At 70.8% G+C, this 16,329-nt stretch carries 12 protein-coding genes and 1 pseudogene; 5 read left to right on the forward strand and 8 right to left on the reverse strand.

Translation table 11 applies throughout. The annotated features are described in order from the left end of the window. Positions 1-17: 17 nt before the first annotated feature. The 4 genes from AB0I28_RS23905 to AB0I28_RS23920 form a co-directional block, all read right to left on the reverse strand. Positions 18-932 (reverse strand): peptidoglycan-binding protein, encoded by a 915-nt coding sequence (locus tag AB0I28_RS23905; protein WP_357496741.1) that lies wholly within the window; start codon positions 930-932, stop codon positions 18-20. Between the two features lie 121 nt (positions 933-1,053). Further along, positions 1,054-1,707 (reverse strand): response regulator transcription factor, encoded by a 654-nt coding sequence (locus tag AB0I28_RS23910; RefSeq protein ID WP_357496743.1) that lies wholly within the window; start codon positions 1,705-1,707, stop codon positions 1,054-1,056. Continuing rightward, a complete protein-coding gene (locus tag AB0I28_RS23915) occupies positions 1,689-2,780 on the reverse strand; it encodes a hypothetical protein (protein ID WP_357496745.1) in 1,092 nt (363 codons plus the stop codon). Before AB0I28_RS23915 ends, AB0I28_RS23910 begins: the two co-directional genes overlap by 19 nt. Beyond that, on the reverse strand, positions 2,773-3,891 hold the full coding sequence (locus AB0I28_RS23920) for an ATP-binding protein (RefSeq protein WP_357496747.1): 1,119 nt from the start codon (positions 3,889-3,891) through the stop codon (positions 2,773-2,775). The genes AB0I28_RS23915 and AB0I28_RS23920 overlap by 8 nt, the downstream gene beginning before the upstream one ends. A gap of 219 nt (positions 3,892-4,110) precedes the next feature. Between AB0I28_RS23920 and AB0I28_RS23925 the strand changes: the two genes are divergently transcribed. Next, complete coding sequence (locus AB0I28_RS23925) at positions 4,111-5,043, forward strand: peptidoglycan-binding protein (protein ID WP_357496749.1); 933 nt, start codon at positions 4,111-4,113, stop codon at positions 5,041-5,043. Between the two features lie 174 nt (positions 5,044-5,217). On the opposite strand, the gene AB0I28_RS23930 is transcribed toward AB0I28_RS23925, so the two are convergent. The 4 genes from AB0I28_RS23930 to AB0I28_RS23945 all read right to left on the reverse strand — a co-directional run bounded on the left by AB0I28_RS23930 (position 5,218) and on the right by AB0I28_RS23945 (position 11,577). After that, the gene (locus AB0I28_RS23930) at positions 5,218-8,463 is read right to left on the reverse strand and encodes a S8 family serine peptidase (protein ID WP_357496751.1); all 3,246 of its coding nucleotides are present in this window, start codon (positions 8,461-8,463) and stop codon (positions 5,218-5,220) included. Positions 8,464-8,543: 80 nt separating this feature from the next. Then, a complete protein-coding gene (locus AB0I28_RS23935; RefSeq protein WP_357496753.1) occupies positions 8,544-9,575 on the reverse strand; it encodes a CU044_5270 family protein in 1,032 nt (343 codons plus the stop codon). Beyond that, positions 9,572-10,219: an RNA polymerase sigma factor gene (locus tag AB0I28_RS23940; RefSeq protein WP_357496755.1), complete on the reverse strand. Its 648-nt coding sequence runs from the start codon at positions 10,217-10,219 to the stop codon at positions 9,572-9,574. The genes AB0I28_RS23935 and AB0I28_RS23940 overlap by 4 nt, the downstream gene beginning before the upstream one ends. A 113-nt stretch (positions 10,220-10,332) precedes the next feature. Next, positions 10,333-11,577: a lanthionine synthetase LanC family protein gene (locus tag AB0I28_RS23945; protein ID WP_357496757.1), complete on the reverse strand. Its 1,245-nt coding sequence runs from the start codon at positions 11,575-11,577 to the stop codon at positions 10,333-10,335. Positions 11,578-11,869: 292 nt separating this feature from the next. Here AB0I28_RS23945 and AB0I28_RS23950 point away from each other — a divergent pair, with 292 nt between their 5' ends. The 4 genes and pseudogenes from AB0I28_RS23950 to AB0I28_RS23965 form a co-directional block, all read left to right on the forward strand. After that, the gene (locus AB0I28_RS23950) at positions 11,870-12,928 is read left to right on the forward strand and encodes an aldo/keto reductase (RefSeq protein WP_357496759.1); all 1,059 of its coding nucleotides are present in this window, start codon (positions 11,870-11,872) and stop codon (positions 12,926-12,928) included. A 749-nt stretch (positions 12,929-13,677) separates the two neighbouring features. Then, positions 13,678-14,997, forward strand: coding sequence for a cyclopropane-fatty-acyl-phospholipid synthase family protein (locus AB0I28_RS23955; RefSeq protein WP_357496761.1), 1,320 nt, complete (start codon positions 13,678-13,680; stop codon positions 14,995-14,997). A gap of 8 nt (positions 14,998-15,005) precedes the next feature. Then, positions 15,006-16,202, forward strand: coding sequence for an FAD-dependent oxidoreductase (locus tag AB0I28_RS23960; protein WP_357496763.1), 1,197 nt, complete (start codon positions 15,006-15,008; stop codon positions 16,200-16,202). Continuing rightward, positions 16,199-16,282 (forward strand): annotated as a pseudogene (locus tag AB0I28_RS23965) (NAD(P)-binding protein); the annotation flags it as partial. The gene AB0I28_RS23960 and the pseudogene AB0I28_RS23965, both read left to right, overlap by 4 nt. Positions 16,283-16,329: the final 47 nt, after the last annotated feature.

Below are 16,329 nucleotides of genomic sequence, written 5' to 3' on the forward strand. Positions count from 1 at the left end.
GCGGATCTCGGTCGACGCTATGCCGCCGCGGCGCCTCCGGCGAGGCCGCGCGCCTGCTCGATGAGCGCTCGCGCGGTCGCCTCGGCGGCGTCGTAGCGGTCGGGGAACGCCGAGACCTGCACCGCCTGGGCGACCTGGCCGGCCGTCCACGACGGGTGCGCGGCGGCCACGTTGATCGCCCGGGTGAAGAAGGAGTTCGACGCGAAGGACACGTTCATGATCTGCTCGGGCGTGCCCCAGCCCTGGGAGGGGCGCTGCTGGAACACCCCGAGGGAGTCCCGGTCACCGCAAGGCAGGTTGTTCATGCGCGACTCCACCCATCCGGCCTCGAAACCGGCGAGCAGGACCCGGTCGTCGACCCCGAGGCCGGTGGCCACGCGGTAGACGCCCACCAGGACGTTCGGGTCGGCGCCTGGGGGAACGGAGCAGCCGCCGGTCCCCGACACCAGGTTCTGCCAGGTCTGCGGACCGACGACGCCGTCGGCGGTCAGGCCCTTCGCGGACTGGAACGACCGCGCGGCCGCCGCCGTGCCCGGACCGAACACGCCGTCGACGGCCAGGCCCGAACCGTGCACGTTGAGCGCCGTCTGCGCCGCCTTGACCGCGTCGCCGCGGTCGCCCTGCCGGACGGTGATGATCAGGACGCCCCAGGTCTGCGGACCGACGATGCCGTCGGCGGTCAGGCCCTTGGCGGACTGGAAGGCCACCACGGCGCTCTCGGTCGCCGGACCGAAGTCGCCGTCGGCCTCGACGGTGTGCCCGTGGGCGCGCAGGAGCAGCTGTACCACCGAGACGCTGGAGCCGGTGGCCCCTTCGTCGATGACGGGCCAGCTCGCCGCGGACGCGGGCCCGGGCGAGGCGATCGCCGCGACCACGCCCGCGCAGAGCACGGCGAGGGTCAGTGAGAAATGTCGTCGGGAGAGTTTCACCATGTGCGCCTCTCGTCAGCGGTGACCCGAGGTCACCTACTCGGCCGCGGCCCATGGGCCGCCGTCGCGCTCGAACCTAGGCAAAGCGGGCCCGGCGGGCATCGTGTGATCGACCGATGGCCGGTCACAGGTCGTCGAGCCGGACCAGCCCGTCCTGGATCGCCCGCGCGACCAGCATCGCCTTGGTGGGCGCCTCCCGACCCCGCATCGCGTACTTGACCCGGATGTGCTCCAGGTGGGAGTTGACGGTGCTCTGCGAGATCCCCAGCCGCTCGGCGACCAGTTGCTTCGACTCCGACTGGAACCACTCGATCAGCACCTCGATCTCCCTCGCCGTGAGGGAGGGCCGCTGGTCGGAGCGGTCGCCGGCGAGCGCGCCCGCCAGGGAGGGCGGCGTGTAGGCGCGGCCGTCGGCGGCTGCCCGGGTGGCCTGGAGGAGGTGGTCGGCGCCCTCGGCCTTCGTGAGGAAGCTCAGGGCGCCCAGTTCGAGGCATTGCAGGGCGGTGATGTCGTCGGAGCGCATCGAGTAGACGACGACGCGGCGTCCGGCCCGCACGAGTCGCCGCAGGTCGCCGATGGCGGGCACCGGCCCGCCGAGATGCAGGTCGAGGATGACCACGTCGGCGGTGGCCCCCTCGCCGAGCCAGGCGACCCGGACGTCGTCGCCGGACGCGGCGACCCGGATCGGCGGGCTCCCCGAGCCCAGCCAGTGGGCCACCCCCGCTCGTACGGCGGGGTGGTCGTCGACGACCACCGCGCTCAGATTTGTCGGCGCCACCTGGCCTCCATTCGCGTGTAGTCGCCATATCTACCGGACTCGACGTTGACTCCCGGTGAGTTGACGGCGATCGCCTTCTCGCCGGCGTCGCTCACCACGGCGACGCGCACCTCCTCCTCGGTGCGCAGAACGCTGACGCGGGCGCGTTTCCCGGCCGCGGCGAGCGCGGCGGCGACGGGTCCGGTGAGGTCGCGGCGCACCTCCGCGGGCAGGTCGACGGCGGTGCCGCTGACGGCGAGGGACACGTCGAGGCCTCGCCGTTCGGCGACGTCGACGCAGGCGGAGACCTCGTGGACGAGCGGGTCGGGGACGTCGTCGTTCTCGGCGAAGAGCCGGCGGAGCTGGGTGGCGCCGAGGGCGGCCCAGCGCCGGGTCTCGGGCTCGCGGGGGTCGAGTAAGCCGTCGGCGAGGTCGGCGAGCAGGGAGAGGGTCGCGCCGAGGTGGCCGGCGAAGGCGGTGCGCTGTCCGCGCTCGACCTGTTCTGCCGACAGGACCCGGCTGGCGAGGCGGTCGCGTTCGGCGGCCAGCGCCATCGCGTCGCGGGCGCGGCGGCTGAGGAGCCGGGAGATGACCACGGCGGCGAGTTGCACGACGCCGATGCCGACGACGACGGTCCCGGCGACGCCGATGTCGATGCGGTCGGGACCGCCGATGAGGAAGTATCCGATGTTGACGCCGAAGTGGACGGTCATGGCTGCGTAGAGGATCGGGGCGCGGTCGAGGAGCAGCAGGAGCAGATGCCAGCCGAGCAGACCGAAGGCCCAGTCGCCGGAACCGAACTGCTCGGCCGCCGGTGTCGCGATGATCGCGGCGACCGAGGCGGCCAGGACGACGGCGGTCCCGGTGATGGCGACGGGGCCGGGCAGGCGCCGGCGGCGCAGCACCCACATGGCGGAGACCGCGGTGACGCACGCGACGGCGACGAAGGCGGCGACGGCGAGCGCGCGCGGCCGGTACTCGTGCCGCAGGAGCGTGTTGAGGCCGAGTACCGGCTGGGTCAAGGCGACGACGAAGACCAGCGCGACCCTGACGGTGGCGATGACCTTGTCCTCAGTGGGCCGGTGCTCATTCACTCGACCACTCCAGCCGTACGGCGGTGCCGCCGCCGGGGCGGGAGGTGACCGCGGCGGTGCCGCCGACGCCGGTCATGCGCTCCACGATGGATCCGCGGATCCCGCGGCTCGACAACGGGACTTCGTCGGGGTCGAAGCCCTTTCCACCGTCGGCGACGGTGACGATGACTTGTTCTCCCGCATGGTCGACGCTGACCGTGGCGGCGGTGACCCCGGCGTGCCGAGCGGTGTTCACCAGCGCTTCACGGACGGCCCGGACCAGGGCGAGCGCGACGGACGCCGGCAGCGGCGGTCCGTCCTCCCAGTGGGCGTCGACGGTCAAGGGGGCACGGTCGACGACCGCGCGGAGCGCCGCCGTCAGGTCGACGGGACTGTCCTGTGTGGTCGCCGCGCCCTCGGCGCCGGTGAGGACGGCGAGATCGCGCCTGGCCGCGTCGGCGATCTGCCCGGGATCGGTGTAGGCGCCCTGGGTCGCGGTCAGCAGGAAGGTGGCCGAGGCGGTGTCGTGGAGCAGGGCGAGGTATTCGCGGTCCTGGCGCTGGCGGGCGATCGAGATGGCCTCGGCGCGGGCGAGGGCCGTCCGGCGTGCCCGCAGCGCGTCCATGCGCCGGCCGGACCGTTGCAGGAGGACGAAGGCGAGGCGCGCGAGGACGCATTCGACGAGCAGTCGCGGCCCGAGGACGCCGCCCTCCTCGAAGCCGATGGCGGCCACGACGACGGTGAACAGCGCGGCGACGACGGGTGCCGTCACCGTCGGCGGCCACTCCCATTGCAGGGTGATGGCGGTGGTCGTGAGGACGTTGAGGGCCCACATGTTCGGGGAGTCGCCGGTCTGGTTCTGGGTGGCGCAGACCGCCGCGACGCGAGCCACGGCGAACACGAGCGCGAGGGCCGCCCAGCGGCCGGTGACGCCTACGCCGACGTCGACGGCCGCGCCGGCGACCATGAGGCCCACCAGCGCCCAGCCCAGCGCCATGGCGTCGGCGGGGACCGCGAGGAGCCCGAAGACGCTGATGAGCATGAGCGCGACACCGCGCAGGAGGCAGGCCAGCTGGCGGGCGGAGAACAGGAAACGCGCCTCGACGGCGCCGTGACGCGCGTTCGGGGCCATGTCGCTCACCTGGTTCGTCCCGCTGATGAATCCCGGTGGCCGCAACGGAAACCGGGCACGGCCCCCCGTGTCGGCGACAGCGTAGCCTGCGCCCGCTCGCGTCGGCGAGAACGTGGGTCGAACGCACGATGACGGCCCGCCGCCGCTTGCTTAGGTTCGGGCGGATCGGATCCCCGCGCGTCTCGTATGGACGCGCCCGATCGTTCAAGGAGGTGTGTCGTGAAAGGACAGTTACGCCGGTACCTCGTCGTGCTGGCCGCGATGGCCGTAGCCGTGTCGGTGCTCGTGGTCGGCAACCCGCAGTCGGCCTCCGCCGCAGGGTGGCCGGTCGTCGCGCGCGGCGCCACGGGTTCCACGGTGACGGTGGTCCAGTTCCTGCTTCGCGCCCACGGGCACGGAGTGGACGCCGACGGAGCCTTCGGTCCGGCGACCGAGGGTGCCGTGGTCTCGTTCCAGCAGGCCCGTGGTTATGCCGCCGACGGGATCGTCGGTCAGCAGACCTGGGGCGGCCTGATCGTCTCGGTCTCGCAGGGCAGCACCGGTGACGCCGTGGCCGCCGCGCAGGTCGCGCTCAACGCCCACGGACACGGGCTGGCCGTCGACGGTGTGTTCGGGCCCGGGACGGCGGCCGCCGCGCGGGCGTACCAGTCCGGGCACGGCCTCGTCGCCGACGGGATCGTCGGGCCCGCGACGTGGCAGAGCGTCGTCGGCGGAGGGTCCGGCGGGGGCGGCTACTCGCTGCCCATCCCGCGCGGTTCGCTCAGCCGCGGCTACTACGACGACCCGCACCACGACTACCCCGCCGTCGACCTCCCCGTCGGCACGGGGACGCAGGTCTACGCGATCCGGTCCGGGACGGCCAACCAGATCAACAACTCCCGCTGCGGTCTCGGGTACGCCCTGTCGGGTGATGACGGTGCCACCTACTACTACTGCCACCTCTCCGGTCACGGAGTCGGTTCAGGTTCGCGCGTAGGCCCCGGCACGCTGCTGGGATGGTCCGGGAGTACCGGCAATTCGACCGGGCCGCACCTGCACATCGAGATCGTCGCGGGCGGCAACCGCTGCCCGCAGCCCTTCCTGCTCGCCATCTACGACGGCGGCACCCCGCCGGCTCCGAGCAGCCTGCCGACGAGCGGCTGCTACTACTAGAGCCGACGCGTCACCACGGCCGTCCCGGGGTCCACAGTCCCGGGGCGGCCGGTTCGCTCTTCGAAGGTCACTTCCCTAAACGTCGCGTGTCACGCAGGCAGGTTGCCCCGGCCGGCCGGTCCTCCCAGGCCGGCCGGCCGAGGCCCTCACCTCACTTCACCTCGTCCCCGTGCCCTACTTCAGCCCCCAGGAGTCGATCGTCGTCTGCTTCGACGTGTTGCCCTGGTCGTCCACAGTGGTCATGCGGACCGAGACCGAGGTCGCCCCCGCCGGGTGGTTCAGCGTCGCCGCTCCCGTGTCGGCGTATCGGACGACCTTGACGGACTTCCAGGTCGCTCCGCCGTCGTAGGACACCTCGAAGGTCAGCGCCTTCGTCTTCGTGCGCACCGCTCCGGTGTGGTCGACCGTCAGGGCGACGACCTGCGGGACACCGCGCTTGGCGTACCCGTTCTCGACGCCGGAGGCGTTGAGGCGCACGGCGTTGAGGGTCTGGTCGACCATGGTGGTGACCGGCGCCGTCTGGAAGGTCCACTCTCCCGTCGACTTCGACGCGATCGACGCCCACGGCACCTCGCGTTCCACCGAACACGTCAGCGTGATCGTCCCGGCCGCGTCGGCGGGGATGTCACCGCCGTGCACGCAGGCCCGGCCGGTGTCGTCCATCAGCGTCGTGCCGTTGAGCGTCATGGTGGTGGTTCCGGTGAAGAAGACATTCGTGCTCGTCACGATCCGGCCGTCGGGTCCGGTGAACATGGGGATGGACAGCAGGATCCTGCTGCCGATGTGCGGGTCGTTCACGCGGGTCGCCCCGGTGCCCGGGGGCAGGCCGACGGTCAGCGGGGCGCGGTTCCAGCGCAGCGCGATCGCCTGCCCCGCCTGGTAATCGGCGATATGGTCGGAGTGCTCGAAGGCCTCCTCGCCTTCGATCTCGCTTTGGAACATCATCCCGCTGGACCACGTTCCCGGCGTGAAGTACACGGTCCGGCCGCCCGGGACGGGCTGGGCGACCGCCACGGTGCCGGATCCGCCGTCCTCGCTGAGGTCGGAGTAGTAGACGAGCGCGGTGCCGGACACGCCCTGGCTGTCGTACCGGGCGTCCTGGCGGCCGAGTTCGGCGTCGGCCACTTCGACGGTGATCGCGGGCGTGCGGTGGTAGCGGTAACCGAGGTTGTACTGCCAGGTGTGGGCCGGGTCCTGCGGCAGCACACTGGCGGTCATCACGACGTCGAACAGGTACACGCCCAAGTCGTCGCCGGGAATCGTGTACGCCTCGGGCGCCAACGCCCCGTAGATGTAGATGCCGCCGTTCTCGACAGGTTGCAGGACCTCGAAGACGCCGATGTCCCGGTAGTCCGGTTCGCCGCGATCCGTGAGGCGCACGGAAACCGGGGCCGCGTCGCTCCCGTCGACCACCTGCACGGTGTCCGCAGTGACGTGCACGGGAAGCGTGAAGTGCGTGACGGCGCCATGGTCGTCGGTGAGCATGCCCGCCGCGAAGTAGTCCCCCGGCGGCACACGGAAGTCGACGGAGCCGTCGGGGCCGTACGTCTCGGGGTAGTAGGTCGTGCCGGTGGCCTTGTCGACATAGGACACGTTCAGGTCGGTGACGCCGCGCCCGGCCGGGGCCGTCCCGGTGACGTGCGCCTTGTACAGCTCCGGTTCGACGGTGACGCCGACCGGGGTACGCACGACGTGGTCGCCGGCGTCGGCCACCAGAACCGCGCCGTGGGTGCCGATCGCGCCGCCCACTGCCGCGCTCAACGCGACCGTGGCCCGCGCGGTTCCGCCCGCCGGAATGGTCAGGCTGCCCGGGCTGACACCGAACAGGTCGGCGGTGGTCGCCGAGGTGATCGCCAACTGCACCGTCACGTCCACAGTGGACGTGTTGCGGTAGGTGACGGTCTTCTCCTTGCGGGAACCGTCGTCCGGGTACGTCACCGTCGGGAAACTGATCGTCGCGTCCTCGGCGTACACGGTCGCCCCGATCGCGGCGGCGACGTCCACGCGGCCCGCGCCCGTGGTGTAGACACCGACGTCGTCGAGCCCCTTGGCGCTGCCCATGAGCGCGGCCTTGAGCTGCGCCCCGCTCCAATCGGGATGGTGCTGCTTGAGGATCGCGGCGGCCCCGGCGACATGCGGGGTGGCCATCGAGGTGCCGTCGTGCGCGACGTATCCGCCGGTGCCGGCCTCGGCGGCCGAGATGGCGACGCCGGGCGCGGAGATGTCGGGCTTCACCGCGTAGTCACCCAGGCGCGGTCCCCTGCTGGAGAAGTAGGCGGGCTCGTCCTGCTTGTCGACCGCGCCGACCGTCAGCGCCGCGTCGGCCGAGCCGGGCGACTCGATGGTCCGGTCACCGCCCGCGTTTCCCGCGGCGATGGTGAACAGGGTGCCGTAGCGCGCGGACAGCTCGTTCACGGCCAGAGCCATCGGGTCGGTGCCGTCGCTGAACTCACCACCGAGGCTCATGCTGATCGTCGACGCGCCTTGGCCCGCCGCCCATTCCATGCCGTCGACGATGCCGCTGTAATAGCCGGAACCGTCGTCGCCCAGGACCTTGCCGACGAGGAGCTTCGCGCCCGGCGCGACGCCCTTGTAGCGGCCTTGGGAGGCCGCTCCGGTACCTGCGACGGTGGACGCCACGTGGGTGCCGTGGCCGTGCCCGTCGACGGCTTCGGGCGAGGATCCGGTGAAGTCCTTCGCCTGCGCGACCTGGTCCTTCAGATCGGGGTGCGTGGGGTCGTACCCGGTGTCGAGGACGGCGACGGTGACGCCGGTGCCGTCGTAACCGGCCTGCCAGGCGATCGGCGCGCCGATCTGCGGGACGCTCTGTTCGAGAAGGATCTCGGCCTTGGCGTCGAGCCAGATGTGCTTCACGTCAGCGGACAGGGCGCGATTCTCGCCGGTGGGGGCGATGCGCTCCCACAGCTCGTCGGCGCCCTCGGCGGTGACGGTGAGCGCCCGGGCGTCGATGCTGTCCAATTCACGGCCATCGACTGACAGGCCGGAACCGGTCGCGGCGGAACGGAACGCTCCGCTGTCGGCCGGGTCGCCGTCGGCTCCCTGAATGATGACGGGGAGAGCGGCGCCGTCCGCGTACCCGTCGGCGATCAGGCCGCTGACGTCGAAGAGGGCGCGGTCGAGCAGGCCGCGGTTGACCAGCGGCGCCGCGTCGAGGGGCAGAAGGCCCGTACCCGAACGGATGTAGCCGATGTGTTCGCGGCCGTCGGCGGGGAGGTAGACATAGTCGCCGCCGGCGTTGACGAGGACTCTGTCGCCGGTGATCAGGGTGACGACGTGGGCCTGGCCGTCGGCCGGCGCGGCGAGCGGTGACCCGCCGGAGTCTGGGGCCGCCTGGGCCGGGGTGGCCGCGACGGTGGCGGCCAGCAGCCCGAGGGCGGCGAGGGTCGAACGGATTCGCATGTCGCTCCTAGCGCTAAGGGGATAGTCCAATGTGGACAGACGACGCGCGGCGCGATGGCCTCGCGCGTCGTCGGTCCAGGTCAGGTGGTGTCGCCGGCCTTGTCGACGATGCCGGAGTCGAGGCGGATCGTGACGTACTCGACCTCGCCCTTCTTAGCCCGCACGTTCCCCTGGTCCGGCCCGTAGGTGTGGTCGGCGGCGTAGAGGGTGCGGCGGCCGACGTACTCGTGGGTGTCGGGGTCGAGGAGGAGCTGCACCTCGAACCAGCCGTCGAGGACCACGCTGACCGCGACGGCCTTGCGGCCCTCGATCTCGATGATCTCGTCTCGCTGGACGACGCCCGGGATCAGCGCGGCGGCCTGCCACAGCGCCGAGGTCACGTCGGGGGGCAGGACGCCGATCTGCAGGATCGAACTGATGTTGCTGTACAGGGCGAGGTTCCACTCCTCCTCGGTCTTCGGCTCGAAGGAGAAGGGCATGGCGTGGTCCAGGCGCATCCGGTTCGGGTCGGCCAGCTCTTCGCGCAGCGCGGCCAGGAGCTCCTGCGGGTCGGTGGGCAGCGCCATCAGGAACGGGAGCCGGTTGTCCAGGACCAGTTCCTCGACGCGCTCGGTCTCCTGGGGGCCGGCCACCTTCGTGCCGTCGATCTTCTCCCACCATTCACGGGTGACCGGCGGCCCCGACCATCGGTAGTGCTCGGCGAGCGGACCGGGCTCCTGCGACCAGTACTTGGTGTAGGTCCACTGGTCGGGTCGGGGATCGGTCCACTCCTGCGTGGCGGCGTGCGCTGCCGCGAGGCGGAACGTCGCGGCCACCGGCGTCTCCGCCGAGGGCTGCTGGGTCGCGACGACGTCGGCTCCCGCGCCGGGCTCGCCGGACAGCAGGCCGAAGCCGCCGGTCGCGGCGCCCGCCGCGACGGCCGCCGCGGCGAGGACGGATGCGGTGACGAGGGCGAAACCGCGGCGCGGGCGGCGAACCGGCCGCTGTGGAGGTTGCATCTCGGTCATGAGGAACTCCTGGATCTGGCGGTGGCGGTGCGTGGACAGGCCCCGGTCCGCCGGGTCCGGCAGCAGCCGGGCCAACTCGTCGCGGTCGTCGTGTTCTCTGGTCATCGGGTGTTCTCCTGTGCGAACCGGACCGCATTCGTGCGGTCTCTTCTTGTCTGTCCGGGACGGGCGGCCGGTTCCCGGATTTCTTCGGCCTTCTTCGCGACCGGCGAGAGCCCACCGGCGTCGACGAGTCCGGCGAGCTTCCGGCGGGCCCGCGAGAGGCGCGAGCGGACGGTGCCGACGGGCACGTCGAGGGCCTGCGCGGCTTCGGCGTAGCCGAGCCCGGACCACACGCACAAGGTGAGGACTTCGCGTTCGTTCTTGCGCAGGCGGGCCATGGCCCGGCGGACCAGGGCGAGGCGCTCGCGTTCGTACATGGTGGTGGCCACACCGTCGGCGTGGTCGGGTTCCGGGCCGGGCCTCGGGAGGCGCGCCATCGCGGCGGAATGGCGGCGTGCGGCGCGGCGGACGTTGCGGGCGACGTTCGTGGCGACGCCGTAGAGCCAGGCGCGCAGCGGGCCGGCGTCCTCGTCGGGGTCGACGCGTTCGCGAAGTCGCCACGCTTCGAGGAAGGTCAGGGACACGACGTCCTCGGCGGTGGACCAGTCGCCGGTGAGGCGGTAGGCGTGGTGGTGGATGGCGCGGGCGTACTCGCCGAAGAGGTCGCGGAAAGCGTCGCGGTCGCCGGCCCGTATTCGGGCACGCATGGTCGGTTTCACGGTGGCTGCTGTCCGGCGCACCCGCGGAGTTCCATGAGGTGGGTCACAGTCGCCGCGGGTGCGATTGCCGCCAGGTCAGGGCGACGGGAAGCGGGCGGGGTTCACCGGGGCGTTCGGTCCGCCGGAGGCTGATCGGGCCACGCGACGGCGTAGTCGGTGCCGCGTCCGGTGCCGATGCGGGCGTAGCGCAACAGCTCGGGAACGATGCCGGAGGCTCCGTGGCCCCAGCCGAGACCGGGTTCGAGGTCGCCGGGTTTCTCGTGGTCGTAGTTGGACCAGCGGACGCCCTCGGCGTCGACGATCGCGCGCTCGATGAGGTCGTCGGCGAGAACGTCGGTGAACTCGGCGGCGCCGTGGCGGCCTTCGGCGACGAGGTCGCAGCCGAGGGCGAGCACACCGGCGGTGCCGCAGCACCGGGCGACGTTGTCCCAGAAGCCCGGCCACTTGCGCGCAGGGAGGCCGGAGTGGGTGATGGTGTGCCAGCAGCGGTCGACGAGCACCGACCACGCTGGGTCGCCGGTGATCCGCGCCAGGTGGCGGAAGAGCTGGGCGTCGCCGGCGGCTCCCGCGCACCACCCGTAGGCGCAGCGCTCGTCGAGGGACTTGCCGGCGTCGCTGTTGCGGGCGATGAGGAGGCCCTCGGGGCCGTCGGCCTCGTCGTGGGAGAGCACTTCGGCGACGGCGGCCAGGGCCAGTTCGGTGAGGTCGGGCCGGTCGGCGGCGGCTCCCGCGGAGGCGAGGGCGAAGGCGTTGCCGACGGCGCCGTGCGCCATGTGCCGGACATGTCTCGGCGAATCGGCGCGGATTCTCCAGTTCACACCGTGTTCGGTCCGCTCGGCCTCGGCCGCCATGGACTCGGCGGCCGTGACCGCCAGTGCGAGGTCCCCGCACACCAGCGCGCCGAGGATGACGCCGGCGTTGCCGTAGAGGATCTCGACCATGCCCGCCCAGCGGCCGTTCTCGGCGAGTTCGCCGACCTTGGCCAGCGCGGGAGCGACGGCGGCGCGGCTGGCGGAGTCGTCGAGTCGTTCGCCGACGGCGCGGAGGACGAGGGCCTTCCCCATCGCACCGATGTAGAGCCCTCCGTAGCTCTCCTCCCCGACCTCCACGGCGATGTGGCGCGCCCCGCGCAGGGCCGCGTCGGCGTACCGGTCGTCGCCGAAGTGCCGGTGGCCCTCCAGGAGCGCGCGGACGACACCCTCGGTGCCGAGGTAGAACGCGTCGAGGTGCGTCTCCGCGCTCGGGACGACGGGCCAGGCGAGACCGGCGTCGGTTTCCCTTGCCTGGCGCAACATCCAGTCGAGTGCGCCGCGTCCGAGTTCCTCCGCTTTCCCCGCGCGTGTCATCACGGGAGTCTTTCATGCCGGGCCGACGGCGTGAGCTCCGCGCGATCGCGGTGACCGCGGCCCTCCGTCCGCCGAGGCGGCGATCACCGGTGACCCGCGCCGGCGTCGAGGCCGCCCTCGGCGCCGGCACCACCGCTTCTGCACCGTCGACGCGGACTTCCCGAGAGTCGCGGATATCTCCGAGCGCTCCAGCGGTGACCCCGGCCACACCGGTTTGACCTAGACAGCGCTCTAGCTCGTAGGTTTCGACCGACCGGTGGTCGTGACACCGGCGGACGGCGAGGAGAAGTCATTGCGATACCGCGTATTGGGTGGAACGGGCATCGAGGTCAGCGCGTACTGCCTCGGGACGATGATGTTCGGGTACATCGGAAACCCCGACCACGAGGACTGCGCGCGGATCATCCACTCCGCGTTGGACCGGGGAGTCAACTTCGTCGACACCGCCGACATGTACTCCGGCGGCGAGTCGGAGGAGATCGTCGGCAAGGCCCTCAAGGGCCGCCGCGAGGACGTGGTGCTGGCCACCAAGGTCCACTTCGGCGTCGGCGAGGGCCCTCTGAGCGAAGCCCCTAACCGCCGGGGCAACTCGCGGCGCTGGATCGTCGCCGAGGTGGAGAACAGCCTGCGCCGGCTGGGCACCGACTGGATCGACCTCTACCAGATCCACCGGCCCGACCCGACCACCGACATCGAGGAGACGCTCTCCGCGCTCACCGACCTTCAGCGGCAGGGGAAGATCCGGGCCTTCGGGTCCTCCACCTTCCCGGCCGACCTGATGGTCGAGGCGCAGGCGGTCAGCGACCGGCGGGCCCTCGGCCGGTTCCGCAGCGAGCAGCCGCCCTACTCGATCCTCAACCGCGGCATCGAGAGCGCGGTGCTGCCGACGGCGCAGAAGTACGGCATGGGCACCTTGGTGTGGAGCCCGCTGGCCTTCGGCTTCCTGACCGGGAAGTACCGCAAGGGCCAGGCGGTTGACCTCGCCGACGGTCGCGCGGCCATCCGCCCGAGCCGCTTCGACCCGTCCCTGCCGGAGAACGCCGCCAAGTACGACGCGGTGGAGGAGCTGGTGGTCCTCGCCGAGGAACTCGGGTGCACGCTGCCGCAACTGGCGATCGCCTTCACCCAGGCGCACCCGGGCGTCACCTCGACGATCCTCGGGCCCCGCACGATGGAGCAGCTCGACGGCCTGCTCGCCGGCGCCGGCCTCGTGCTGGACGACGCGGTGCTCGACCGCATCGACGCCATCGTGGCACCCGGAAAGAACCTGTGGGACACCGACTGGCCGCGACCGGCGCTCACCGACCCCAGGCTGCGCCGCCGCCACGTCGAGGAGCGCACGGCGGGCTGACGGCGGTGGGGGGAGGGGCGGCAGATCCGCCGGCCCTTCCCCCACCGGCAACCAGTGGCCGGCGGCCGGCTGCTTGCCGTAAAGCCTTTGTGCTGAAGGTTGCCCTGGCATTGTGGGTGCCGGTACCGCAAGTTGCCGCGGCCGGATAAGGCGCAGGCGGCGGTCATGGGGGCGACACCGGCGTTGATGCCCCCCGTCGATGCAGACACCGCCGAAGGCCGTCGCGCCCGCACTATTCCCCCGTTGTGGATGACGAAACTTCACAGCCCGCTTCCTTGCACACCATGTCACCTCATTTGGAATTACCAGCGAATCAGTCGCACGACCGTCCGACAGAAACGTCCCATATCCCCCATGAGAGCCTTGCGGACTGCAGCGACACTCATTCTCAGACGTCGACCGCCGATTACCGCGCAACAACATTGCTGCTCTCACCGCTGGATGATCGCGAGCAATTTACGCCCGATCAACCAGCCGCGATGAGCTCAATTGTGACCGGCGGCATTTAATAGCCAGGCCGGCTAACTGTGCGGCAGCATTTGCAGGCTGGACGGGCTACCCCGGACGAGCAACTGTCGCCACAAAGCCGATGCACAATGGATTTACACGGCGCGACCCAAGCGGTGCAATAGCATCGACGGGATCGGTCCGGAGCAGCCGCGCGGACGCGAGTGGTTCCGTTCTGCTGCAACGCCTTCGTCGAATACGGGCAACACGCCCGCGCTCGCCGAAGCGGGAGGAGCGCAACCGTGCAAGAGACAGCGAATTCAACGGAGACCGCCCGGCGCGAGTCGGCCACAAGGGGCATCGCCGGACACGTCACGGCGACAATCGAGGCCGCGTTCGGCATCGGGCTTCCCGTCGCCGTCCGCGCCTGGGACGGCAGCGTGAGCGGGCCGAGCGGCGAGCCCACGGTGGTGATCCGTTCGCCGCGGGCCATCCGCTACCTGCTCTGGCGTCCCGGCGAGCTCGGCCTGGCCCGCGCCTACGTGATGGGCGAGATCGACATCGACGGAGACTTCCGGCGGGGGTTTCAGCTGTGCAGGGAGTTCACGCGACGGGTGCGCGACCGCGGGCTGCCACGCCCGACCAGCTGGCCCGCCGTGCTCGCACTGTTCCTTCGTCTTGGCGCGGTCGGGCCCCCGCCGGTCGTCCCCGGCGAGGAGGCAAGGCTTCGGGGACGGCCGAACAGCCCGGGCCGCGATCGCGCCGCCATCGCACACCACTACGACCTCGGTAACGACTTCTACGCCATGCTTCTCGACCCGGCGATGGTCTATTCGAGCGGATACTGGACCTCCGAGGCCGCCGACTACCGGCTCGCCGACGCCCAGCGCGACAAACTCGACCTCGTATGCCGGGAGCTCCGGCTGCGAAAAGGGATGAGGCTGCTCGACCTCGGCTGTGGTTGGGGATCTCTCATCCTGCATGCCGCCGAGAACTATGGCGTGCACGCCACCGGGGTCACCATCTCGGCGCGGCAGGAGGAGTTCATCCGCGCCCGTGTTGCCGACCGCGGTCTGCACGACCTGGTCGACGTCCGACTCCAGGACTACCGCGAGGTCACCGGAACCAACTTCGACGCCGTGGCCTCGATCGAAATGGGCGAACATGTGGGCGAGCGGAACTACCCGGTCTACTGCGCGACGCTGCGGGGCCTGCTGAGGCCGGGGGGACGCCTTCTGCTGCAACAGATGTCGCGCGGCGCCGTCTCTCCCGGCGGGGGAGCCTTCATCGAGTCCTACATCGCCGCGGACATGACGATGCGACCGCTCGCCTCCACCCTCGGGTATCTCGAAACCGCCGGGCTGGAGGTACAGCGGGTGAGGGCGATGCGCGAGCACTACCGCCTCACCATTGACGCCTGGAGCCACCGGCTCGACGACGTCTGGGACGAGATGGTCCACCGCTTCGGCGCCCGTCGCGCCCGTATCTGGCGCCTCTACCTCATCGGAGGCGGTCTCGCCTTCGGCGAGAACCGCATGAGTGTTCACCAGATCCTCGCCACCCGCGGCGATGCGGGCGCAATCGAGAACCCTCCGGACATCGGCGCGGGGAAGGCCCCATGAGGATTTGCGTGATCGGCTCCGGGATTGCCGGCCTCTCGGCGGCGTTTTACCTGAGCGCCTATCCCGACACCGACGTGGTCGTCTACGAGCAGGAGCATCGGTTCGGAGGCCGCGCCGCGGTCACCGACGATGGGGAGCACTGCCCACGCTTCTTTCTGGAGGACTACACCGAACTGTTCGCGATCCTCAGAAAGATCCCGGGCAACGGCTGCCGCGACAGTTTCAACGTGCTGGCCCGGACACGCAGGTATGCGCACACCGCCGGAGTCGGCTGGTTGGAGATATCGCACCTGTACGTGATGCTGGCCAAGGAGGTCCCGCTGCGGGAGAAGATCCGTCTCCTATGGTCGTGGCGCCCGTCTCCCTTGGTCGCCGAGCGGCGCCTTCGCAGTGTCAACAAATACGGCTCACTGCGCAATTACTCTCTGCGCCCGCTCCTGCGCATCGGCATGAACCTGTTCGGCTCCAAGACCGGCTACACACTGCCCGGCCCGACCGACGAGTACCTCATCGCGCCATGGGTGAACCACCTCACGGCCGATGGCGTCGTCATGCGGACCGACTGCCGGGTGACGGAGATCGGCCTGGACGGAGACCGCATGTCGGTCACGACCGGTGACGACACGAGCCGGTTCGACGCCGTCGTGGTCACGGCGTTCATCCCGGATCTGGTGCATCTGCTGAACACTTCACGGATCGACCACACCGTGGTGGACGGACAGCAGATCAACTGCGCGGCCTTCACCCTCGATCTCGATCCGGCGGAGAAGATCTTCGCCGCCGGCGACCCGGCCTTCTACTGCCGTAGCGGTGTCAATGTCCTCGTCCAGCCCGAGCACCACCGATGCGTCGTGCTGTGCACCAGAGCCCTCAGTACGGAGGAGAGCTACATCCTCCCCGAGGTACGCGACATGCTCGGTTTGGAGTATCCCGTCGTCCGGGTCCGCTCGCGGAGCAACCAGCAACCCGGTGAGGCCCTCTTCGCGGGAGACAGCCTGAGACCCGAACGGATCCTGCGACGCCCGCTCCCGCACGTGTACTTCGCCGGCTCCCACATTCGCAGCAGCTATCCGATCGATTCGGCCGAGGCTGCCGTTCGCAGCGCGTTCAACGCCGTCGGTGCGCTGCGTCGCGACCTCACCGGTTCCTTTGAACCGGTCCCCGCGCCGGGCAAAGTCGATCCGAGTGAGGGAGTGACCGAATGAACCGCGAGCGCATCGCCGTGATCGGCGCCGGCATCTCCGGCCTGACGGCGGCCTACGCCATGCGCCACACCCATGAGGTGACCCTCTTCGAGGCTGAACCGCGACTGGGCGGGCGCCGACACCCACG

It is taken from the genome of Phytomonospora sp. NPDC050363, assembly GCF_040655735.1.
Classification (GTDB): Bacteria; Actinomycetota; Actinomycetes; order Mycobacteriales; family Micromonosporaceae; genus Phytomonospora.